Source organism: Marinobacter iranensis (assembly GCF_029207565.1).
Classification (GTDB): Bacteria; Pseudomonadota; Gammaproteobacteria; order Pseudomonadales; family Oleiphilaceae; genus Marinobacter; species Marinobacter iranensis.
The window spans coordinates 1-21436 of record NZ_JANCMW010000004.1; the positions used below are offsets into that span (position 1 = coordinate 1).

Consider the following 21436-nt stretch of genomic DNA (forward strand, 5'->3'; position numbering starts at 1 on the left):
ACAACGCCATCGACGAGCTATTGCCCCACAACTGGAAGCCGGCTATACCTGACAAGGTGTGATTGCCGGACGCTTACCGTGCCTGGCCAGTTTTACTCATTTAAGGAGGCTCCTGGCAATGCGCTGGCATGGAAGGAGAGCGCAAATAAAATCCGTAATAATGTTATTCGAACGCATACTGTACTGCGCATAATGTATATTATGTTAAACGTTATGCACAGTATCTTTTAATCCATGGGCTATTGAGCAACTCAAGCCTGGCGCAGTAACTGTTAGCTTTCCTGAATACACCACCGAAGACCTTCCCTTTTTCTTCTTGAATGAGCCGTGACCAGTGCATGCCTTTTTAATTTTCTACTAAGGAGCATCAAAAAACATAAATGAAGCCAACACCGACTTCCGCCTCGTAGTCATTTCGAGAGATCGGACTGTCTGAAACATCACTGCCAAAAGCTTCGTAAAGAGCTTCACCGAAAATCTGCCAGTTCTCGTTCACGTAATTACGGTAGCTAACATTGAAACCGGTTGATCTGTACCCGCTATCAACATCGGTTTCCGGAAGACCTGAGTCTATGGATTGTTGAGTGTCCACACCAAAGTCCCGGTTGGCGAGTTCTCCATCGTGGAAAGTGACAACAGCGCCAATTTCCCAACCAGTGCCGTCAGGTTGGCAGGCCAGGCAGGTTCCTGCGCCGAAAATCCCGAGCGTACCAATTTCTCCCGCTGAAACACGGCCATCCAGAAAGTAACGCCAGTCTTCTGCAAGGGCATAACGCACCTCCAACAGCACTGTCGCCCCAGAACTCGATTCACCTAATCCATCCAGTCTGCCATCTTCCGAATCGCCCTCTTCCCGGCCTTCTTCGTAACCTAAAGATGTCTGAAACAACCAGGAATCCCTAGCCAAAGTCCGCCATCCAATGGCTTCACCTGCCCAGAAGAAAATGTTTTCGCCAGTTCGCCACTGAACACCCCCGGCTGGATCGACCTCAACCTCAAATTCGTCCGAACCCTCATACGCAGTCTCATATTCAACGCCCAGCCCAAGCCCAACACCCCAACCATCGCCATTTGTAAAATCGCCGATAGAGGGAAGCGGAACAAGAGGGGTTCTCGTCTCCGTCGCATTTACCGATCCAAAACATGAAAGAGCGCCAAGAAATGTGGCGACTTGAAGGACTATTTTTTTCATGGTTCTTTCCATTATCAAGCAGTAGTCGGTAATACGACTTGCTCATCACTATGGATGAGTATTTTTAACTCGCTCTCCAGTGCTTTTGTTATCATCGTTCCGCGACCACCCATCTGTCACTCCTTGAAATAGACCACCTGGTGCGTCGTAGCAAGAAGCCCACCTGCCCTGCTCCATACCTCCGCGCTCTGATCAAAAAAGCCCTTGCCGAAGTGGTTCGCCCGGGCAATACCCAGCACATGCTCAGTGCCCGCCGAGGCCAATTGTTCGCCGTTGGTATGGAAGTAAGTGGTCAGGGAGACAGTACCAATAGGTACCAGTTTCGGCCGGCGAACATAGATGCGGGGGAAGAAAGCATCACACAGTGCCGAAAGGGACACGTAGTCCAGTGGGCGTGGCGGCTGGTCCCGCATCCACACGCGGCTTCTGGAGGGATGGTCTTGGTCTGGTGCTTCCATCAGCTCGCCATCCACAAATCGCATATCGTAATTCCGGGTCCAGGGTGGCACTGACTTTTTTGAGAATATCGGCAGGTCTGAAGCCAGCGGAACGTCGGGGAATGCAGCCTCCGTTTGCTCCCAGGTATCGCGCCGGCGAGCAGTTACCACTGTGGCAAAGGCCACGACTTGCCCATCCTGAACCATTTCAGCCCACCAGTGCTGGCTGTTTCGGTTGGTTCGAAGGGGGCGCGCAACCACCTCGAAATTGCCGTCAGCCACCGGTGCGGCAAAGTTGACGGTCAGGGAAACCGGTTCGCCCAGGAGCTCCTCATGGGACAACACGCCCTGGAGAAGCGTGGCGCCGGTGGTACCACCAAACGGACCCACCATGTTGGCGTAGGCTTGACTGGTCGTTCCCTGCCAGCGCCCCTGATCGAGCGCCTTGAGGGCAACCGCCTGATCAAGTGGATGAACGGTTAATTCGTTATTTGTCATAAGTGCCTCATGAGCAGTCATGTGTGCGAAAGTAATGAGCTGTTTGCTGACTCGCGCAGCTCACTCGAAAGGGTGTCGTCATCCAGTGAACCGACTCGCTCGGAGACACATTCACTAGCCCCCCCTTTTTATTCACCAATCCTACCCCCACAGTCCCTGCTAAGGTGTTACCCAGACACCACAGCGACTTTCCATCAACCCAGGATGGAGGATTGATGCAGAAAACCATTACCAGTCTTTCGTCACTAATCCTCAGTATTATCCTGCTCATCATGGGCAACGCCTTCCTGATGACCCTACTCGGGTTACGTCTCAGCATTGAGGAATTCAGCGCCAGCGTTATCGGCTGGATTCTGGCGTTCTACTCCATCGGCTTCGTTGCCGGTACGCTCTACGCCGGGCGAATCATCGAGAAAGTTGGTCATATTCGAGCTTTCGCGGTTTTCTCCGCAGTACTCGCCGCCTCAATACTGATCTACCCGATGGCAATCGAAGCCAGCCTTTGGAGCTTATTACGGGCACTGGGCGGCTTTGCGATGGCCGGGCTAATGATTGTCATGGAAAGCTGGTTCAGCAGCAAGGCTGACAACCGCAACCGGGCCAGCCTGTTTGCCATCTATCAGGTTATCTTTTTCCTCTCCACCGCAGGCGGCCAGGTTCTGATCCGGGTGGCCGATCCCGCCGGTTTTATTCCGTTTTCCCTGGCAACGATACTGGTTGTCCTTGCTCTCACACCCTTGTCGATGACTCGACGGGCATCTCCGGTCATTACGCAGGGGGACCGGCTGTCGTTAACCAAGCTTTACCGGAAATCGCCGGTAGGCACACTGGGGGCGTTGATTGCCGGGCTTTTGATCAGCGCCTTCTACGCCATGGGCCCGGTGTATGCTGATCGGATCGGGCTGGATCTGGGTCAGCTTTCCAACTTCATGGCCTCCGCCATTGTCGCCGCCATGCTGCTGGCCTGGCCTATTGGCCGTCTGTGTGATCGATTCGACCGTTACCGGGTGATGTTGGTGGCAGCGGTCATTGCTGCCCTGTGCAGTCTGGTCGCCGCTGTCATCGGAAGCCTCAACATGATCGCGCTGGTGCTCTTTGTGGGGCTGTATATGGGTATCAGCGCTGCCATCTACCCCATCGCTGTTGCTATCACCAACGACCTGATGGAGCCCCATCGGGTTACTTCCGCCAGTACAGCCCTGCTACTGAGCTATGGGTTGGGCAGTATCATCGGTCCGCTGGTAAGTGCCCTGTTCATGGATTTTGTGGGCCCACGCGGGTTGTTTATCAGTAACACCCTCATTTTGGGTGGGCTGATCGCATTCATGCTGTTGGTGTCGAAACGCCGTCATCCTCCGGTTGCGCAACAGGAACAGTACTACACCACAACCCCCGAAGCGGCGCTGGGCCTGTCAGAGCTTGATCCCAGGAATCCCGAGTTTGAAGAATCAGGCGAAATGAAAGAGGGAGAAATATCCGAAAACATCAATGAGCAGGAAGCAGAGGAAGAAAGGAATACGCCCGGGCGCTAACACTCTGTTATCTGGGGAGAAGACGAGGCTGCCCAAGCGCGGGGCAGCCTTCCAGACGTTTACTGCTGGAACCGGTCAGGCGGCGCGTTTCTGGTCAAACCAGTCCTTGGTGCCGCCTTCGTAATCGTAGACATTTGTAAAGCCGGCCTCTTCCAGCTTCTTGGCCGCCTTGGGAGAGGCGTCACACTCAAAATTCGCGCAGTAGACCACGATCTTCCGATCCTTACTGCCGGTAACCGCCTCTACCTGCTCCAGAAACGAGGGTTCTTCCACCGGAATATTGATGGATGTCCGGATGTGTTCCCGGTTAAAGACGTCCCGTGGCAGGACGTTGATGAGCACAAAATCCTCATGCTCGGTTTCGTTCATTTGTTTGAGGTCGTCACGGCTAATGCTTTTCATAGCGTTTCTCCTTCGCTGAGGAAATGTCTACCTCACCCCTATACCGTGATGATTTCTGAATCGATTTCAAGGCATTCAGAGAAGAGTTTCAAGAGAATCCGGAATTGGCCCGGACCACCTCTTTTACACGTTGTTGCAAGAAATACGACCATAGGTGTATTCGCCAGTTCTATTAGCTGTATAAACTGACAAGTTCTTGAGACTGTATTCCAGGATACCCGTAAATGACGTGCCGACGGTTTCTTGCGCTTGCAATGGTTGGGACACTCCTGTTGTTCAGCCAGGCGCTGTTTGCTGCACAAACAATCAGGATAGCCACGGGCCACTGGCCGCCCTACCTTAACGAGGACTTGCCAGATGATGGGTTCCTCGCTGAGATTATCCGGGAGTCGTTTGCGAACGAAGGCATTGAAGTGAAATTCTCCTTCCTTCCCTGGTCCAGGGCCCTGGCAATGGCCAAAACGGAAAACTACCAGGCATCCGCCGTCTGGTCGTGCACGGCATCGAGAAGCCTTGATTTCCTATATTCAGCGCGGATCCTGCCCTACCAGTACGTCTTCTATCACCGCGCGGGGGACGACTTCGATTGGGAATCCCTCGCAACGCTCAGAGGCGAAAAGATTGGCTTAACGCAGGATTACAGTTACGGCGAAACACTCAGTGGTGCTATTGAAAGCGGCCTGGTCAGTGCCGATGTGACGACGTCTGATCTTGCCAACTTCAAGAAGCTGCTTCTTGATCGCATCGACTTGTTCCCCATGGATCCTGTGGTCGGTGAGGCAATGATCAGAAACCAGTTTGCTTCCCAGGCCTCCCGACTAACATTTCACCCGAAACCGCTGAGAAAAGCGTTCTATCATTTGCTGTTTGCAAAGAAATCACCGGACGCTCCAGATCTGAAGCGCGCGTTTGACCAGGGGTTGAGAACCCTGCGGGAAAGCGGTCGCTATGAAGCAATTATTGAGAACGCTCTGACGGAGAACAGCTCACCGATAGCTGCGAAAATACTGGAGGAGAAACTGGTCAACTGGGAGGGTGAGTCGCTTCCCTGCCCGCCTCCTACTGGCGAGTAATACCGGCAGTTTGTTGCGATGCCTCCCGCAGGCCTTTTTACACTTGCTTATGCCACGAATGCGGCTAAACTCCTATTCAGCTTGCATTTTTTTCGCTGTTTGATCTATAAACACAAATCATTGCCACCCTTAAGCGCAGGATTTGTCGGGAGCGAGTCTCGGAGTGCAACCATTGACTGAATCGTTTCAACCAATGCAAAGACTAAAGTGCTGAGATGTCGCCATGCAGCAACTCCTATCGTCCCTGACCAAGCCTTCGCTTCCCTTTGCAGTTGCAAAGGTGTGCATCAGTGCCGGATGTATCACGTTTGCCAGTACCGTTTCCGCTGCTGATGAATCGCTCTGGGACATCCCACTGGAAGAGCTCAGTCAGATTCGAGTCGTCTCTATTGCCTCGGGAACCGAAACGCCGTTGGATAAGGCAGCAGCAGTCACCTCGGTAATCAGTGCTGAAGACATTGCCGCAATGGGTGCGACAGATCTCGACCAGGTTCTGGAAACGGTGCCAGGTCTTCACGTAAACCATTCAGACCAGGGGTTTTCCCCTAAGTATGTTTTTCGGGGTATAACGTCAAGTAACAACGCACAGGCGCTTCTACTGATTAACGGCATTCCCACAACCACCATGATGTATGGCAATCGTGGCAATGCATGGGGCGGTATGCCTGTGAAGGCAATCGAACGAATTGAGGTTATCAGGGGCCCTGGCTCCGCGCTTTACGGTGCCGACGCCTATTCCGGCGTTATAAATATCACCACAAAGGGCCCGCAATCGATCGATGACCAGACAGTTGGTGGCAGACTCGGTAGTAATGATACGCGCGGCGGTTGGTTGGAGTCAGGCCATCAAGTGGGTGATTTGGGCTTGAGTATGGTACTGGAATACCAAACCACAGATGGCTGGGACGACACTATTGAACGCGATGCGCAGACGAGTTTTGATGAAACCTTTAACACCTCGGCTTCTCTCGCCCCCGGGCCAGTAAATACCGAGATGGATCAGTTGGATGCCCGCTTTGAAATGGGCACCGAACAATGGACATTGCGTGCAGGTGTTCAGGACCGCAGCAATCTCGGTACGGGCCCGGGCCTGGCCCAGGCTCTGGATCCGAAGGGCCAGTATTCGTCTCGCCGGGTAAACCTGGACTACAGCTACCGTTGGCCCGATCTTACTGAAGGGCTGGATGTGGAAACCAGAGTGTCCTACTTCAATATTACTCAAGAGCCGGAAAACGATATCGTTCTTTACCCGCCAGGTGCGTTCGACGGCGACTTCCCGGATGGCTTGATTGGCAGCCCGGGGTACAAGGAAAATCAGATTCGGTTGGATCTGAGCGCTGTTTATCGAGGCCTCAAGAATCATCGCATACACACTGGCTTTGGTACGCTTTGGGCTGACCTTTATGAGGTTACCGAACGTAAGAACTTCAATCCGGATTTCAGCCCCAAGGGTAGCGTAGTTGATGTATCTGACGATCCCGATGAAGTCTGGATGCCGGAGGAAGATCGCACAAATTATTACATGTTCGTGCAGGACGAGTGGAAGCTCGCGCAGAACTGGCAACTGGTCAGTGGCGTCCGTTTCGATGACTACTCAGATTTTGGCAGCACAATCAATCCGCGGGCTGCGCTGATATGGGCCACCACCGATACCATTACGACCAAACTCCTATACGGCCGCGCCTTCCGTGCCCCATCATTGAATGAGCTTTATGTCTCAAATAATCCGGTGTTTACGGGCAACGACGAACTTGACGCTGAAACCATTGACACCTACGAAATTGGGGTGTCCCATCAGGTGACCCCGCGTGCTCTATACGCTCTGAACCTGTTCTATTATGAGATTGACGATCTCATCAATGCGGTACCGATTTCTGGACTTATCGCTACCGAATATCGAAATGCGGGTCAGAGAACCGGGCATGGGGGTGAGCTTGAATTGGCCTATCAGGTTTCGGACGACTTGTCGCTAAAGGCCAATTACGCGTATCAGACCGCTAAAGATGAACGTACCGGGCAACCCGTAGGCGATGCGCCCAACCACCAGATTTACGCCCGGGCTGATTGGTCCGTATCACCACACTGGCTATTCAGCTCACAGGTCAATTGGGTGGGCGAGCAGAAAAGAACTGCAGCTGACCAACGAGAGCCCGTACCAGATTCCACTACCGTGGATATGACCCTTCGGACACAAGGGTTATGGCAGGGGCTGGATCTTTCGTTATCCGTAAAAAATATCTTCAACGAAGATGTGAGAGATCCAAGCCCCTTTGCCGAACCAACCCCGCCCATTCCGAACGATTTCCCGATGCCAGGACGTCGCTTGGTAGGAGAGCTATACTACAGCTTCTGAAGGCAAGGGGCCCGAATTCAATCACCCCAATCTCGCTTACCAACCCCGCCATAAACAATACTGTCACACCGAATTGGGAAGAAGCTGCCTTCTGGCCGACTCTTCGCATCTTTGAAGCACGGAGCCATTCCGGTTACGAAGCCTGGTGACAGGAGGAGTTGGTACTCCTCGCAACTGAAACCCATGTCTGCAGCCAGCGCGGCGTGCACTGCAGCAACATTCATCGAGTATCCGTACTCTCGGTTCAGGTGTTCATAGACTGCGAACGCCATTTTTAAATGGCGCCCCTCGGAGAAGCCGTATTCCTTTGCCTTGTCCAGCGTGAATTCAATGCGCTCATCGGTTTTCGCCAGCGGGCGTCCGTAGCCATAAAGGATACGCCCCAAGGATTTTTCATGATCGACAAACTCCTCCAGCTTTCCACCGTCATCGCACCACTTACCTGCCCGGTAGAAGAAATCGAGCGCTCGGACCTCGGGTCTGCGACCATAAATGGACGCTTCCGAGATGCTTAAACCTGCCATCAGGCCAAGTGAGGGAGTGGTGCGAACGGAGCCGGCCAAGGCTGCAACATGATTGGGCCAAATGGACGGATCCGGGTAGCTGCTACCAACCCAATAACAGTTCAGCATATTGGCGACGTTCTTACCTGGATCTTTTCCGAGAATGGCGTACAGATACAGATGAAGCCATTCGAGGTGATCCAGTTCATGGTGGAGATCTTTGCCGTGCATGACCACGCGTTCGGTAAGAAAGGCCTTTCCAATACGGGTTACTAGGTGGCTTTCGGTTTCATACAGTTGTTCGTGGTTCATTGGTTGCCCTCCGCACTGGGCTTTTTATAAGGGCCTGGGTCGTCTTCCAGTTCAATAGCAGGGCCGTAGAAGGGAAACTTTTTCCAGCCCATTTTCCGTTGTTCCAGTGCATGGACTGCCGCACCAGGCAATCGGAGCATGAGGTAGAGCATACTGCCCTGATCCTGATCCAGATCGAGATCGACGAGTGCTGCCGCCGCAACCGCAGTGACGGAAATGGGGCAATCAAAGAATGCCTCCAAGGTGTTGCGATGGCTCTGCAGCCAGGCCAAAGCCCCATCCTCCGGTGCAAACTGAACCAAAAGCTCCAGTGATTGGCGAAGTATCGTCGGAATGTTGTCGCCATTGGGATCGAAGCCCGGTGGGTGTTCTATGGCTGGCCATATGTCAGCCCTTTCGTCCTCCTGGGGAGCCTGAAGGCGGGCTTTCCAAAGCTCGATATCCTGACCACACTCTCCCCACAAGCGAATACAGATCTCAAGTTCCTGAGAGCCCCCATAAAGACCGGAACCCACTGCAAGAGATGACATAAGTGCAGAGCTATGATTAGTGCCAGCCACGCCGCCGTTCATAGCTGCACGAACACTGGCCTCCTTAGGGCCCTGATTGGCAAGGACCATGGCCAGCCGCTCTAGCAAAGCCGCTTCAGTGGGTTCCGGTCGTTCACCTTTGAACATCAACAACAGGTACTCAAACCAGCTTGCTTTCGCGATAACCTGGCCATACACGTCATAACCATGACAGTAGCAGGCCTTTGCAGCGAATGGATTGGATTCTTCCGGCTCTTCAAACCAGAAATTGGAATGATAAACGTAGTCTGATGGCACGCCAGTTCCCCTACTCTATTTGTCAGTTTGTATTGAGCTGGTTAACACCTTCATTCGTGAACCCAAAGGTGGCACCTGGTCACCATCAACGATGACATCCACAAGGCATGGACCAGGCCGAGACAAAATCTCGGTGATATCGAGGTCCGCCAACTGCTCCATGGATTCGACCCGGTAGGACTCAACTCCCAGTGCCCGGGCCATCATTGAAAAATCGACACTTGGCAAACGGGTTGCTACCTGCTCCCCGCCACTCAATTTTTGTCCATGGCTGACCATGCCCAATGAAGCGTCATTGAGTACCAGCATGAGAATATTCAGGTTTTCCTGTAGCGCTATGGTCAACTCCTGACCGGACATAAGGTAACTGCCATCTCCGGTAAAACAGACCACCGGATGCTGACGACCGGCGGCGGCCATGCCGACAGAGGTTCCGATTGCCCAGCCCATGGCCGCGAAGCCCAGCCCTATGTGAAAGTGGTTTATTTCCGGAGGCATATTGGTGGGGCGACGCACATTCCAGTAGTGGATCCCCCACAGAAAACTGTTCCCGGTGTCCATTAAAACCCGGGTATCCAGAGGGCATATCCGGCTCATATAAGTCATCAAAGCCTGGGACTTTATGCGCCCGGATCTATCGAAGCACTTGTCAGGATCATCAAGCCTGGTGTTGACTGGTAGACGCTCGTCGCTGGATATTGATCTGCTGGCCTGGCTCGTTGGCCGGATGCTCCAAACTTTTGCCAACGATTCGAAAAGGACTTTTGGCGAACCCAGTACCACCAATCGTGCCATGGTTGAGCGGCTTAGGTGTGCCGGATTGTTTGAGATATGAATTAGCCGATCAGACAATATTGTTGTTGGATCCCAGCCACAGGTCGACACTTCATCCAGCGCTGTGCCAATGGCTACCACACGGTCGGCATTTTCCACCTTGAGTGCGTCAGTAGCGCTATCGTGCCCGGCAAAGCCAAATACTCCGCGGTAAAGCGGATGAAAACTGTCGATCAGCCCCTTCCCGCGTGGTGTTGTTACCATCAGCCACCTTCGGGACTCCGCGATCCTGATCAGCAGTTCGCTGGCTTCTGCCGCACCCTCCCCCAGAACCAGAGTAACTTTCTTTGCAGGATCCAACTCGCCCAACGCTGATTGAATAAAGCGCTCACTCGGTGCTACTTCGTGGTTGGTAAACGCGTTGAGCGCCCCGTCTATCACATTGTCGGGGATTCTGTGGCGCATTACATCCAGAGGTATCGCCAAGTGGGCTGGCCCCGGCTGGTTGCTCACTGCGTGACTCACAGCCTGAAGCAGTTTGGTTTCAAGTTGCGCAGGATGCGACACCAGGGTGTTATATCGGGTGCATCTGGCAAACATCTCGACAGTGTGAATTCCGGTGCAGGAGGTTTCCTGCAACGAGCCCTGGCCGAACCTATCAAGTGCGGTTTGCGCGGTGATAACGAGCATGGGAATACCATCGGCGTAAGCCGAAGCGACACCGGTGAGCAGGTTCGTGGCGCCTGGCCCAGCGGTGGAACAACAAACCCCTATTCTCCCCGTTTCCCGGGCGTAGCCCTCTGCCATGAATGCTGCACCAGTTTCGTGACGGGCGGTAATGGTTCGGATCCCTCCCCTCCTTTCACTCCTCGCCAATGCGTCATAAAAGGGCTCGATACTCCCGCCAGGAACTCCAAACACATACTCGACGCCCAATCGCTCAAGATAGCGCAGAATTAAGTCACCATTCTCAAACATTCAGAATCCTTCTAGAGTGAGGCACGAAGGGAGCTTAGAGGGCGATACACCGTTACCAGTATCAATCCAGCGGCCGCGGCTTGGAAATCCCGTACCCTTGAGCATAGTCAAGGCCCAGCTCAACCAGCCGTGACTTGACGTCGTCGTTTTCCACAAATTCGGCAACGGTCTTGAGGCCAGTGGCATGACCAATTCGGTTGCAGGCGTCAACAATGGCAAGATCGATCGGGTCTTCCAGCAAGTTACGCACGAAGCCGCCGTCAATCTTGAGATAATCCACTGGCAGGGCCTTGAGATAGGAAAAAGAACTCATGCCTGCACCAAAGTCGTCCAGTGCAAACTTAAAGCCTCTCCGCTTGGCGGCACTTATAAATCGCTGGGTTACGTTCAGGTTGGCGATAGCCGATGTTTCAGTGATTTCGAAACAGATGCGTCCCGGTTTGAGCTTATAACGTTCAGCGAGCTGGCTAATGTAGAGGAATAATTCCGGTTCGTTAAAGGAGCTTCCAGACAGATTGATGAAAAAAGTGCCCGTTTCCCGTCGTCCCAGCCCGGTGCGATCGAGGTATTGAAAAGCCAGTTGAATGACTTTCCGGTCAATTTTGGTCATCAGGTTGAAGCGTTCAGCTGCCGGGATAAACGCACCCGGAGGGATAGTTTCGTCACCTTCCGTCAACCGAACCAGGAATTCTGTTCGATAGCCGTCCGTGGAGCCCGGCTGTAGGGCTACCATTTCCTGCTGCCAGAGACAGAAACTGTCATTTTGCAACGCCTGCTGGATACGACTGGTCCAGTTCATATCGCTCTGGCGTTGCTGCATCTCAACGTCGTTTGTCTCATAGAGCTGGACGTTGTTGCGTCCCCGGTCCTTCGCAGCATAACAGGCCAGATCCGCATGGCTCAGGAGTTCGCCGGCGCTGTTGTAATGATCATCAATCAGTACCATGCCGATACTGAGGGATACGGAAAACGGTCTGCTTTGCCATACAAACCGGTACTCTCTGACCTCTTCACACAGTTTTTCGGCAACTTTCTGCGCATGGAGGATATCGCAGCCGCGCAGGAGCACTCCGAACTCATCGCCACCCAGCCTTGCCAGGGTATCGTCAGAACGAATTTGATGTGACAGCAAGCCGGCGATCTGTTTCAGCAAGTGGTCACCTGCCACGTGGCCGCAGGTGTCGTTGACAATCTTGAACTGATCAAGGTCGAGATACAGGAGAACGTGCTGGCGGCCGGTGTTGTGGGTGTCTTCCAGTGCCTGTACCAACCGGCGCTCAAATTCGCGGCGGTTCACAAGATCGGTCAGGCTGTCATAGTAAGCCATATGCTCCAGGGTTGTTTCGGCCACGCGCTTGGCCTGGCGCATGAAGCCTTCCCGTACCTCACGATCAATGGCGGGGATCAGCCGGGACAGGTTGTCCTTCATGATGTAATCCTGGGCACCAGCCTTCATGGCTGTGACGGCAACACCCTCCCCAATCGTTCCGGATACGATAATCACCGGTAGATCCGTGCAGTACTTTTTGGTCAGCTCCAGAACCCGGAAGGAGGAAAAACCGGGCATGTTGTGATCGGTAATCACAATGTCCCACTTACCACGGCGGAGGGCGTAGGTCAGGCGATCCTCACTATCAACCAGTTCATGATAGGGGGCTATGCCACCTTTGCGCATCTCTCGCAGCAGAAGCAGGGCGTCGTCTTCTGAATCTTCGACGATCAACATCCGTAATGGGCTGGTTGTATCTATCAATGACCTTACCTTATCAATACGAGCGAACTGCGCCAGCCTTGGGCACCTTGTTGACAACGAGCCAGTAGCGGGCAAGCAGTTTCATTTGTTCAGTAAACTCCCGATAGTTGATCGGCTTGGTGATAAAACTGTTGGCCCCCAGACGGTAGGCCTCCAGCAAGTCTGCCGGTTCATCGGAGGAGGTCACCATCACCACGGGCAGCCAGTTGGTAAGTGGTGAGGACCGAATACTCTTCAGTACCTCCAGTCCGCTGACCCTGGGAAGCTTTACATCAAGCAGTACAACACCAAGCGAATCCAGGTCTTTACACGGGTGTCTGGCGTGGTTGCCAAACAGGAAATCCAGAGCCTCCTGCCCGTCTTCCAGTACGATCACAGGACTGTTCTCGCTCGCGCTCTTAAGGGCACGCACTGTCAGAACCTGATCATCCGGATTGTCTTCAACCACAAGGATTGAATGGCCGTCCATGTTTTTAGTTGCCCTTTCAATAAATTGCATAAATGGCATGAGCGCTTTTACAGTCTAGCCCTGATCTCCGGAAACAGGCAACTTCACAACAAAACTCGCACCCTCGCCCACTTTTGACGTGGCGGAAATCTCACCATGATGCCGGCGAACCACCCGATAAACCGTCGCCAGGCCAATGCCCGTGCCGCCAAATTCCGATGGTGTGTGAAGCCGATTGAACGCGACGAAAAGTTTATCAATGTACCGCATATCAAAACCGACCCCGTTGTCCCTGACCTCAATGGCGATCCAGCGTCCTTCCTTTCGTGCAGATATGTCTATGATTCGCTTTTCTTCCCTCGCGCTGTATTTCCAGGCGTTTGCGAGCAGGTTCTGGAAGGCAACACGTAACATTCGGCTGTCGCCAATAACCCGGATGCCCTGTTGAATGTGCACTTCCGAGGGCACATCGTCACTGATATCTTCCAGTTCGTCTGTGATTTCCTGCAACAGTTGGGTCAAATCCACGGTCTGATTTTCAATCGGCTGCCGACTGACGCGGGACAGGACCAATAAACCGTCGATCAGGCCGGCCATTCGAACACTTGCCGCACGAATGCGCCGCAGGTAGTCCTTGCCGGCTTCATTCAGTTGGTCACCACAATCCTCCTCCAGTGCCTGCCCAAACCCTTCCACTGCTCGCAGGGGTTGTCTGAGGTCGTGTGAGACCGAATAGCTGAACGCTTCCAGCTCCCGGTTGGCCATGCTCAGTTCCGACGTTCTGGCGTCGACAATTCGCTCCAGGCTGTCGTGACTCTCCAGAATGCGGCGATTCTGCTGCTGAATGGTTCCGATCATATCGTTGAAGGTGTTCCCCAGCCGCCCAAGTTCGTCGGTTCCTGAAACGGGTGCACGAATGGAGTAATCATGGTCCTGAGCGATGCGCTCGGCGGTTTTCGAGAGTTTGAGGATGGGCTCGGAAACAATCCTTTGCAGCCTGAGTGCAAGGAACACCAGGGCCACAAGGATAACGGCACCTATGCCAGTGGCCACGAAGACGAAGGTGCGGATATGGCCGCGCAACACTTCAAGGTGGGACGTGAGGAACAACTGCCCGACGACTTCGTTGTCAAGGGTTACCGGCATCAGGAGCCGGTAGACCTCATCGACAAATCCCACTTCCATTTGTTGGTTAACAACTGGGCATTCCCGCTTGTCCATGCCGGCCAGGGACGTCATGACGTTACCTTGCTGGTTATAGACACAGGCCTGCTGGATAGTCTCGATGCGATCAAGGCTGGAGATAATGCTGTTGAGCTGTTCATTATCCTCGAACACCAGAGCGGCGGCCGACTGCTCGGCGAGAATCCCGGCGATAACGTGAAGCTCGGACTCAAGCTGTCTACGATAATTCTGGTTCTCAACGAAGATGAGGCTGGCGCAGACCAGGGCAATCCCCAGTGCGCTGGTGAACAGGGTCAGGAAGAGCAGTTTGGTTTTAAGCCGCCAGTAGCGCCACCGACCTATCATCGTACGACCCTCACCGCCAGCTCCAGAAGTCGGGAGTTTATGGTCAGGCCCGCTTCTGTAGCAGCTTTCAGACTTATTTCGAAGCGAATGACGTTGCCCTGTTTGACATAACCGACCATGCCACCCTTGCGGACAAAGTCCGGCAAATCACTGATCGTAAGCATGCCCTGTTGTTGGGCCAGTTTGAGCAGCTCGTCGAGGTTACGGGATTGCGACTGGGCAATATACAGCACATCGCACCCTGCCAGGTTTGTGACATCGCCAGGGTACCGAAGCTGAAGTTCCCTGCCCTGGGATTTACGACCGCGGAGAGGATCGAGCAGATCGTCAAACGGATCATCGCCAAAAACGCATACCTCAAGGGGCTCGGAGGTATTTTCGGTATGAGGCCAGCTGACAAAGCGCGTGAAATTGTAGAGAAAGGCTGCTTTGACTTCGTATTCCGAGCGTATGGAAGCGTGCGCGGATGCCAGCCCAAGACAAAGGCTGAGAACTAGGGAAATAAGGTATTTCAGGTGATCCCTCACAAGTCGGCCACGAAGCGATTAGTCATATTGGAGCATAGAGCAAATGGGAACCCGGCAACTACCGAAGGTTAGCACCCGTTCGGCTGGCGTCAACTGTATACCAAATCTGTGCTTCCCCAATAACACCAATCTGTATCTGTTCCACAAATACCGAACCAATAGAATTTCATGAGGCACCGGAGGTGAATCATGAACATATACGCAGCCTTGATCATCAGGTTAAAACGCTACCAGGACAACCACAGTACCCGCAGCAGGCTGAAAAAGCGCCTACGGAGCATGCCGGCAAGAGAAGTGGACCGGTTAGCGTGGGACATTGGCATCTCCAGGGCCGAGCTGCTGCGCGAGGCACACAGCCCGTTCTGGAAAACCGGTCGTTAAGCCTGGATTTCTATGTGGGGTCATTCCCGCCAGAAAGGTTTGTGTGCTTCCTCTGACAGGCTGCCGTGGGGTACGCCAATGTCCTTTTCTATCAACTGAGTGTCCATTTCATACAGCGACTGCCTCAGCCGGTAGCGCCTGCTCCAGCGTTCTGCATAGCGTTTGAGGGTCTCCCGGGTGCGCTTGAACGCCGTATTTTCGGATTGCTGTTCGCTGATGCCCGAGGTTGTGCAAAATGTCCGATTCATGGCTGTGGTTTTCATTTTCATCTTCCTATAAATATGAACGATGACTACAATGAAACCATTCTCGGCCCGCTTTTCCGGGTCGTCCATGGACATTTCATGAACCCGGTGTTCGAAAAATATGAACATAAAACTGGACAGACTGAAGTCATTCCTGCTGGTCGCGGAGGAATCCAATCTGACTCGGGCGGCGGCACGCCGTCATTCCACACCGTCGGCGGTGAGCGAGCATCTGCGCCAGCTTGAGGAAGAGTTCCAGGTTCTGTTGTTCGATCGAAGCAAACAGGGCATGTCTCTTACCGCAGCCGGAGAACGGCTGCTCATGCCAGTTCGCCAGGTATTCACTGCGGTAGAGGATGTGCGCAACACCGCTTTGTCCATGCGCTCGGTGCCGCAAGCTACCCTCCGTCTTGGCCTCAATTCGCCGCCGGAGTACCTTCGGGTGGATGAACTGTTGCGTCGGAAAACAACCGCATTGCCTCACCTCAACCTGGAAATGAAAACCCGGTCGTCCAATCAGGTTATTGAACAGGTGCTTTCCGAAGAGCTGGACCTGGGGTACGTATACGGTAACTGGAACGACCCGCGGCTCAGAATCGCGCCGCTGAAGCCGGTGCGCGTCTCCGTGGTAGGCCCGGCGGATGCGGGAATCGATATACTGCCAGACGACTTTGACTCGCGCCGCCGCCTGCCCTGGGTCTGGCCCAACCGGGACTGCCCTTTCTTTGACTTCATGAGCGATGTGCTTGGGCCCCAGGCGAGTCTTGCGGAGGCTGCCACCAGTTCCGACGACGAGTATTCCACGGTGGTTATGGTCAAGTCCGGAATGGGGTTCGGTCTTGTCGAACGGGAGTTCGCCTTGCAATCACAGAACCGGGGAGCCATTCGGCTGTTTGACCAGCCGGAGCTCATGACCGACCTGAGCCTGGTATGTGGGGTGCGCAGCTACGAACGCGCCGAATTGCGGGCGCTTTTTGATCTTATCGTGGGTGAATGGAAGCAAGGACAGGCTGTTATGCCCGGGTAAACTTGTTCACTGAACTGATTTCCTGACCGTTCCAGATAAACTCGAAATGTGCACTCTGGATAATGCTGCGAACGTGCCTCGGGGTGAACAACCCCCAGCAGGTGGCGCCGGGTTTCCGTACCGAGTGGTACTGGAGCCCTTCCGAACCGGCCTGATAGAGCTTGCGACCGAAAACCCGTGACGTGCCATAACTGTGGGGGTCGTAGATAGGGTCCCCAAAGTCGATGGTCGTGGCGTCGTGTATAGCCATCGCCCCTACTTTGCACTTGAGCCCACGGAAAACCAGCCGATCGTAGTCCAGGCCGTGGACGCCCTGCCAGTAACGTGACTGATGGTACGCGACTTCTGTAATAGCCGTATCGATGCTGTCCCCCATATACAGAACGCCGTACTGGCCATCGCTGAAACGGCTGCCTTCAGGGTTAACGTGGGTAAACGGACCGGTAGCGTAGGAGCAGCCGGGAATCCCGAACGGAATCTCGGCTTTATCGATAAGGTTCAGGTTACCCAGCTCCGTCTGCAGGCGCGGATTGGTAAGCGCCTGCAGTTCGTATAACGCATCAAACTCACCCTCATCCGCCACATCATCGAACAGACTGATGGGCGGAAACCTGGAATTAATCAGACGAAAGCCGGTGATGCCCTCCATTTTCACGATCGGCGGCAGATCCTTCTGGCTCACCAGAGACCCCCTCTTAGCACGTCGATACGTTTGAAGGTTTCATACAGCGCTGAGAACTGGCCGGTACTGATAATCTCAAGGGGGCTTTTGCCATTGAAGTAGGGATTATCGTTTTTCAGCGCCATAAAACCGTACACGTTCTTCGGGTTCTCAAAGATCATTCGCAGGCACCCATGGATATTCACCAGGTAGCTGAGGCGCTCAACCTGATCGTGGGTCAGATTCGCCTGCTCCGGCTTCTTGCGGTATTTGTAATACGCCGGGCGGGAGATCTGCAGAATTTTCTGGATCTGCTCCGATGTGCAGCCCCAGCGGTCCAGAATGATGAACACGGTTTTAAGGCCAACAGCCGGGGCCCTGCTTTTGTCAACGGCTTCAAGTTTCTGCGCATTACTCATAGCTGACACCACTGGCTTTCGGATTTCTGAATGATCAGTATCAGTGTATACATTTATCTATTTTTTGTCTACACGGATAAATCTAAAAACCACTTAGCCCGCATGTTCTTCCGCAAGTTCCGCAAGGCTTTTGTGTGCGCACTCCCGTGTGGCGAGAAAGGCGTCCGCAGAGTCGATCAGGATATTGTCGTCACGCATGAAGCGCCGCCCCAAAAGAGCCGGATAGGAGAACTTCCCGCGATCGGTGAGTGAGAACTCGGTCTTGTGGGTGGTTCCTGCAATGCAAAAGTCCATAACCACCACATACCGACGCTGGGAAGGTGCCCCCTTCCGCTTGATTTTCACGGTACGTTCAACCGGAAGGTTGAATTCCAGGATCACCTCTTCCAGGTCCTTTCCACCAGCATCATCTTCATCCTGGTGGTCGGCGAGGGGCAACTGGAAGCTTACCCACTCTTCCTCACCTTTCTTGAACGGTTCGACATTGACAGCATGCAGGGAGGATGTCTTGGCACCGGTATCAAGCCGGGCTTTCATCCGAAGCCCCGTGCCCTCAAGTACGAGCCATTCCACAAAGCCAAGCCTTTCGGGTGTGTTGTTCCCTTTTCCGGTCTCTTCAGCCATCAGGAGCGCAGGGCAAAGGAGAATAGCGACAAAAACACGCATCATGGAAACGGACAACATTACAGATCCTCTTGGGCAAAGTGTTTGAGTTCGGGGAAAAAACGCAGGAAGCGATGCTCAAGTTCGTGATCGTGTTCCCGGATTTCCTCGATGATTCCGCTGAATTCATTCCTGAAACGGATACGACCGGCAACACGATCCAGAGCATATCCGATGTTTTCAAGGTCCATATAGGAGTGGAACCAGTCATGACGTACGATCTGGCGGGTAACCTGTTGCATTCGAGGTGGCATTAACGAGGCATTGGCATCAAGCTCCCCATAGACTTGGTCTATAAAGGTATCAGCTTCGACATGACTGAACCGTTGCCAGTTTCTTAACAGGTAGTGATCGTAGAGGATATCCAGTGCCACGCCTGAAAAACGCCGCCTTTGCCGGGAGAACAGCCGCTTGCTGGCAATGACTTCCGGGTGCTGGTCAGTGAAGGCATCAACAGCCCGGTGGTGCTTCAGCCCTTCCCTGATTTCGGAGGGCAGATCATCCGGCACGATACCGCGTGCAAAATCCCCGAGCAGGCTACCAACACGGGCCTGGGGGGAATCCGGAGCAAGGAAAAGATGGGCAAGATGATTCAAGCAGACTCCCGGTGCTTTGGCGACGAACAGGCATCCGCCGCCAAAGAGCCGTGTTTCCGGAGCAACCGGGTCAGAAGTTGAAGGTTACGCCCAGCCCAAGGCCATCAACGGTGGAGCCGTCCTTGTCATAATAACGCATGTATTCAAGGTTGCCAGACACTTCAGGTGTCAGCTCAACGTTAACACCCGCGCCGTAGGAAAAGTCCGACTCATCCTCGGTAGTGGTACCCAGGAAGGACTCCGCTTCCACCTCAACCCGGGTGAAGCCGAAAATGGCGTAGGGTGTGGCCGGAGATTCATTCGCCAGGTTAAGAGTGGCGTACCCGCCGAAAAAGTTGTCCAGGGAATAATCCACGCCACCAATACGGTCGTCGTCCACACCAAAACCGCCCCGCGCTTCCAGGCCGAAGAAGGGTGTCACCAGGCCACCCACCTTGGCAGACAAAGTGCCGACATCCACCTCATCATTGCCGTTTTCTATATTAATAAAGCTGTAGTTCAGGCCGGCGTACAGGCTGGCATCTCCAGATTTGTACACGTCGGCGGATGCGCTTTGGGATACAGCCAGCAAAGGCATCGTGGCAAGACCCAACATCAGTGCAATTGGCTTATTCATTATCAACACTCCTTTTGGTTCCATAACCGGACTCTCAATCCGAAATTGCACCAGACTGACGACAAACACCAGCAAAGGGATCCCCGTTTACGTGGAATTTACAGTGATTTAATTTACCTGTAAGACCCTGACACACGGAGGGTTCCACCTTGCGAAAGCCCCAGGCCGCATGTATTCTGACGCCGTCTCTCTGTTCAGCCGGCTAGAGCGTCCTTTGAGAAACCTGACCCCCGTAATCTTTATCATGAGCGTCATGTTTATACTCTTGAGTATTTTCATGACCTTGCCCGTGCATCTTCTTGCATCCTCTGAATCGCCAAACGCCATGGCGTTTGCGGAGTCTGCGGCTATCTGTTTTGGCACCGGCATGCTGGGGATACTGGCGACCTACCGCCAGGCACGGGATCTTAAACCGCGTTATATGTTTGTGCTGACAGTTTCCAGCTGGTTCATCATCGCCCTGCTCTCCTCGCTTCCTTTCTACCTCAGTGACCTGGGGCTTACCCTTGGTGAAGCCTTCTTCGAAGGCACTTCCGGCATCACCACCACAGGCGCCACGGTACTTACCGGCCTCGACACCATGGACCAGGACCTGCTGCTCTGGCGCTCGGTGCTGCAGTGGATAGGTGGTATCGGGATTATCGGCATGTTCGTCGCAGTACTGCCCTTCCTGCGTGTGGGCGGCATGCGGCTTTTTGCAACGGAATCGTCGGAGTGGACAGACAAGGCGTTGCCACGAATGAAAACCCTCAGCCGTGGCCTGCTGTTTGTTTACGTAATGTTCTCAGTGATTGCAGTAACAACTTACTGGCTGTCGGGCATGAGCCTGTTTGATGCCTTTAACCATGGCTTGACCAGTATTGCGACGGGCGGGTTTTCCACGTCCGACCTCTCCATGGGCAAGTTCGATTCCAACCTGATCCTGCTGGAAGCCACCCTGTTCATGATGATCGGTAGCATGCCCTTCTTCCTGTTTGTACGGGAAATGCACGGCCAGCACGGTGTGCTATTCAGGGACCAGCAGGTTCGACTGTTTGTCACCATTCTTCTGGTGGTTCCCGCATTGCTGACGCTCTATCGCTGGTATGTCTCGCCAGTTGAGTTCGACCTCGTTAATGGGTACGTATCGACACTCTTCAACGTAACGTCGGTCGTCACCACAACTGGATATGCGTCGGAGGATTACTCGACTTGGGGGCCGCTGGCGTTCGTGCTGTTTTTCTTCCTGATGTTCATCGGCGGGTGCTCCGGCTCAACAGCCGGCGGAATGAAAATTTTCCGTTTCCAGCTTTCCGTTATTGTTCTTCGGGAGCAGTTAATGCGCCTGTTGCATCCCAGGGCGGTCTTTACCCGCAACTACAACGGCCGTGCGGTGAGTGACGAAATTATTTCCTCGATGATCGCCTACAGCTTCATTTTCCTGCTGAGCCTGCTGATCATTACCGTCGCTCTGGCGGCCCTTCAACTGGATTTCATCACCAGTCTCTCTGGCGCCCTGACGGCTCTGACCAACGTCGGCCCTGCCCTTGGTGGCACCATCGGCCCCGCGGGCACCTTTGCACCGCTACCGGAGGCCGCCAAGTGGATTCTGTCGGTGGGTATGCTGATGGGCCGCCTGGAGATCCTGAGCGTGGTGATCGTGCTGTCTCCTGCCTTCTGGCGGAGCTGAGGCCGGCAGTGCTGCAGCCC

22 protein-coding genes are annotated in these 21436 nt (G+C 53.9%); 6 read left to right on the plus strand and 16 right to left on the minus strand.

Annotated features, from left to right (window positions below):
* Window positions 1–367: 367 nt before the first annotated feature.
* Both NLU14_RS08010 and NLU14_RS08015 read right to left on the minus strand, forming a co-directional pair.
* Window positions 368–1192, minus strand: a complete 825-nt coding sequence (locus tag NLU14_RS08010; protein WP_275705702.1) for a MipA/OmpV family protein — start codon at window positions 1190–1192, stop codon at window positions 368–370.
* 116 nt (window positions 1193–1308) lie between these two features.
* Window positions 1309–2127 carry an acyl-CoA thioesterase gene (locus NLU14_RS08015; RefSeq protein WP_275705703.1) on the minus strand — a complete coding sequence of 273 codons (819 nt, stop codon included), beginning with the start codon at window positions 2125–2127 and terminating at the stop codon, window positions 1309–1311.
* A 215-nt stretch (window positions 2128–2342) separates the two neighbouring features.
* Between NLU14_RS08015 and NLU14_RS08020 the strand changes: the two genes are divergently transcribed.
* Window positions 2343–3659 (plus strand): MFS transporter, encoded by a 1317-nt coding sequence (locus NLU14_RS08020; RefSeq protein WP_275705704.1) that lies wholly within the window; start codon window positions 2343–2345, stop codon window positions 3657–3659.
* 75 nt (window positions 3660–3734) lie between these two features.
* On the opposite strand, the gene NLU14_RS08025 is transcribed toward NLU14_RS08020, so the two are convergent.
* Window positions 3735–4061 (minus strand): rhodanese-like domain-containing protein, encoded by a 327-nt coding sequence (locus NLU14_RS08025; RefSeq protein ID WP_275705705.1) that lies wholly within the window; start codon window positions 4059–4061, stop codon window positions 3735–3737.
* 224 nt (window positions 4062–4285) lie between these two features.
* On the opposite strand from NLU14_RS08025, the gene NLU14_RS08030 reads away from it, so the two are divergent.
* Both NLU14_RS08030 and NLU14_RS08035 read left to right on the plus strand, forming a co-directional pair.
* A complete protein-coding gene (locus tag NLU14_RS08030; protein WP_275705706.1) occupies window positions 4286–5134 on the plus strand; it encodes a substrate-binding periplasmic protein in 849 nt (282 codons plus the stop codon).
* A 223-nt stretch (window positions 5135–5357) separates the two neighbouring features.
* Complete coding sequence (locus NLU14_RS08035) at window positions 5358–7487, plus strand: TonB-dependent receptor plug domain-containing protein (protein WP_275705707.1); 2130 nt, start codon at window positions 5358–5360, stop codon at window positions 7485–7487.
* Window positions 7488–7504: 17 nt separating this feature from the next.
* On the opposite strand, the gene NLU14_RS08040 is transcribed toward NLU14_RS08035, so the two are convergent.
* From NLU14_RS08040 to NLU14_RS08070, 7 genes are all read right to left on the minus strand, one after another.
* Entirely contained in the window at window positions 7505–8302 is a 798-nt protein-coding gene (locus NLU14_RS08040; protein WP_275705708.1) for a citrate synthase family protein, read from the minus strand.
* Complete coding sequence (locus NLU14_RS08045; protein ID WP_275705709.1) at window positions 8299–9129, minus strand: citrate synthase family protein; 831 nt, start codon at window positions 9127–9129, stop codon at window positions 8299–8301. The genes NLU14_RS08040 and NLU14_RS08045 overlap by 4 nt, the downstream gene beginning before the upstream one ends.
* A gap of 15 nt (window positions 9130–9144) precedes the next feature.
* Window positions 9145–10881, minus strand: a complete 1737-nt coding sequence (locus NLU14_RS08050) for a thiamine pyrophosphate-binding protein (RefSeq protein WP_275705710.1) — start codon at window positions 10879–10881, stop codon at window positions 9145–9147.
* 61 nt (window positions 10882–10942) lie between these two features.
* Entirely contained in the window at window positions 10943–12634 is a 1692-nt protein-coding gene (locus tag NLU14_RS08055; RefSeq protein ID WP_275705711.1) for an EAL domain-containing protein, read from the minus strand.
* Between the two features lie 13 nt (window positions 12635–12647).
* The gene (locus NLU14_RS08060) at window positions 12648–13103 is read right to left on the minus strand and encodes a response regulator (RefSeq protein ID WP_275705712.1); all 456 of its coding nucleotides are present in this window, start codon (window positions 13101–13103) and stop codon (window positions 12648–12650) included.
* A gap of 54 nt (window positions 13104–13157) precedes the next feature.
* Window positions 13158–14612, minus strand: coding sequence for an ATP-binding protein (locus NLU14_RS08065; protein ID WP_275705713.1), 1455 nt, complete (start codon window positions 14610–14612; stop codon window positions 13158–13160).
* Window positions 14609–15139, minus strand: a complete 531-nt coding sequence (locus tag NLU14_RS08070) for a TOL_0243 family YfiR-like periplasmic protein (RefSeq protein WP_275705714.1) — start codon at window positions 15137–15139, stop codon at window positions 14609–14611. The genes NLU14_RS08065 and NLU14_RS08070 overlap by 4 nt, the downstream gene beginning before the upstream one ends.
* A 189-nt stretch (window positions 15140–15328) precedes the next feature.
* On the opposite strand from NLU14_RS08070, the gene NLU14_RS08075 reads away from it, so the two are divergent.
* Window positions 15329–15520, plus strand: coding sequence for a hypothetical protein (locus tag NLU14_RS08075; protein WP_275705715.1), 192 nt, complete (start codon window positions 15329–15331; stop codon window positions 15518–15520).
* Between the two features lie 20 nt (window positions 15521–15540).
* On the opposite strand, the gene NLU14_RS08080 is transcribed toward NLU14_RS08075, so the two are convergent.
* The gene (locus NLU14_RS08080) at window positions 15541–15783 is read right to left on the minus strand and encodes a DUF1127 domain-containing protein (protein ID WP_275705716.1); all 243 of its coding nucleotides are present in this window, start codon (window positions 15781–15783) and stop codon (window positions 15541–15543) included.
* A gap of 103 nt (window positions 15784–15886) precedes the next feature.
* Between NLU14_RS08080 and NLU14_RS08085 the strand changes: the two genes are divergently transcribed.
* Window positions 15887–16792, plus strand: a complete 906-nt coding sequence (locus tag NLU14_RS08085) for a LysR family transcriptional regulator (RefSeq protein WP_275705717.1) — start codon at window positions 15887–15889, stop codon at window positions 16790–16792.
* Here NLU14_RS08085 and NLU14_RS08090 read toward each other — a convergent pair.
* From NLU14_RS08090 to NLU14_RS08110, 5 genes are all read right to left on the minus strand, one after another.
* The gene (locus NLU14_RS08090) at window positions 16779–17441 is read right to left on the minus strand and encodes an RES family NAD+ phosphorylase (protein ID WP_275705993.1); all 663 of its coding nucleotides are present in this window, start codon (window positions 17439–17441) and stop codon (window positions 16779–16781) included. The two genes, NLU14_RS08085 and NLU14_RS08090, sit on opposite strands and share 14 nt — an antisense overlap.
* Before the next feature lie 29 nt (window positions 17442–17470).
* Entirely contained in the window at window positions 17471–17872 is a 402-nt protein-coding gene (locus NLU14_RS08095; RefSeq protein ID WP_275705718.1) for an antitoxin Xre-like helix-turn-helix domain-containing protein, read from the minus strand.
* 93 nt (window positions 17873–17965) lie between these two features.
* Complete coding sequence (locus NLU14_RS08100) at window positions 17966–18556, minus strand: ATP-dependent zinc protease family protein (protein WP_275705719.1); 591 nt, start codon at window positions 18554–18556, stop codon at window positions 17966–17968.
* Entirely contained in the window at window positions 18556–19131 is a 576-nt protein-coding gene (locus NLU14_RS08105; RefSeq protein ID WP_275705720.1) for an acyl carrier protein phosphodiesterase, read from the minus strand. The genes NLU14_RS08100 and NLU14_RS08105 overlap by 1 nt, the downstream gene beginning before the upstream one ends.
* A gap of 70 nt (window positions 19132–19201) precedes the next feature.
* Complete coding sequence (locus NLU14_RS08110) at window positions 19202–19747, minus strand: porin family protein (RefSeq protein WP_275705721.1); 546 nt, start codon at window positions 19745–19747, stop codon at window positions 19202–19204.
* 253 nt (window positions 19748–20000) lie between these two features.
* Here NLU14_RS08110 and NLU14_RS08115 point away from each other — a divergent pair, with 253 nt between their 5' ends.
* Window positions 20001–21416: a TrkH family potassium uptake protein gene (locus tag NLU14_RS08115; RefSeq protein ID WP_275705722.1), complete on the plus strand. Its 1416-nt coding sequence runs from the start codon at window positions 20001–20003 to the stop codon at window positions 21414–21416.
* The last annotated feature ends 20 nt before the right edge of the window (window positions 21417–21436 follow it).

What these genes read in the sequence shown, in the direction of transcription:
- NLU14_RS08025 (WP_275705705.1), bottom strand. Translation starts at nt 4,061, where the DNA reads ATGAAAAGCATTAGCCGTGACGACCTCAAACAAATGAACGAAACCGAG.
- NLU14_RS08015 (WP_275705703.1), bottom strand. Translation starts at nt 2,127, where the DNA reads ATGACAAATAACGAATTAACCGTTCATCCACTTGATCAGGCGGTTGCC.
- NLU14_RS08115 (WP_275705722.1), top strand. Translation starts at nt 20,001, where the DNA reads ATGTTTATACTCTTGAGTATTTTCATGACCTTGCCCGTGCATCTTCTT.
- NLU14_RS08010 (WP_275705702.1), bottom strand. Translation starts at nt 1,192, where the DNA reads ATGAAAAAAATAGTCCTTCAAGTCGCCACATTTCTTGGCGCTCTTTCA.
- NLU14_RS08065 (WP_275705713.1), bottom strand. Translation starts at nt 14,612, where the DNA reads ATGATAGGTCGGTGGCGCTACTGGCGGCTTAAAACCAAACTGCTCTTC.
- NLU14_RS08075 (WP_275705715.1), top strand. Translation starts at nt 15,329, where the DNA reads ATGAACATATACGCAGCCTTGATCATCAGGTTAAAACGCTACCAGGAC.
- NLU14_RS08060 (WP_275705712.1), bottom strand. Translation starts at nt 13,103, where the DNA reads ATGGACGGCCATTCAATCCTTGTGGTTGAAGACAATCCGGATGATCAG.
- NLU14_RS08020 (WP_275705704.1), top strand. Translation starts at nt 2,343, where the DNA reads ATGCAGAAAACCATTACCAGTCTTTCGTCACTAATCCTCAGTATTATC.
- NLU14_RS08030 (WP_275705706.1), top strand. Translation starts at nt 4,286, where the DNA reads ATGACGTGCCGACGGTTTCTTGCGCTTGCAATGGTTGGGACACTCCTG.
- NLU14_RS08080 (WP_275705716.1), bottom strand. Translation starts at nt 15,783, where the DNA reads ATGAAAACCACAGCCATGAATCGGACATTTTGCACAACCTCGGGCATC.
- NLU14_RS08035 (WP_275705707.1), top strand. Translation starts at nt 5,358, where the DNA reads ATGCAGCAACTCCTATCGTCCCTGACCAAGCCTTCGCTTCCCTTTGCA.
- NLU14_RS08100 (WP_275705719.1), bottom strand. Translation starts at nt 18,556, where the DNA reads ATGTTGTCCGTTTCCATGATGCGTGTTTTTGTCGCTATTCTCCTTTGC.
- NLU14_RS08040 (WP_275705708.1), bottom strand. Translation starts at nt 8,302, where the DNA reads ATGAACCACGAACAACTGTATGAAACCGAAAGCCACCTAGTAACCCGT.
- NLU14_RS08050 (WP_275705710.1), bottom strand. Translation starts at nt 10,881, where the DNA reads ATGTTTGAGAATGGTGACTTAATTCTGCGCTATCTTGAGCGATTGGGC.
- NLU14_RS08090 (WP_275705993.1), bottom strand. Translation starts at nt 17,441, where the DNA reads ATGGAGGGCATCACCGGCTTTCGTCTGATTAATTCCAGGTTTCCGCCC.
- NLU14_RS08095 (WP_275705718.1), bottom strand. Translation starts at nt 17,872, where the DNA reads ATGAGTAATGCGCAGAAACTTGAAGCCGTTGACAAAAGCAGGGCCCCG.
- NLU14_RS08110 (WP_275705721.1), bottom strand. Translation starts at nt 19,747, where the DNA reads ATGAATAAGCCAATTGCACTGATGTTGGGTCTTGCCACGATGCCTTTG.
- NLU14_RS08085 (WP_275705717.1), top strand. Translation starts at nt 15,887, where the DNA reads ATGAACATAAAACTGGACAGACTGAAGTCATTCCTGCTGGTCGCGGAG.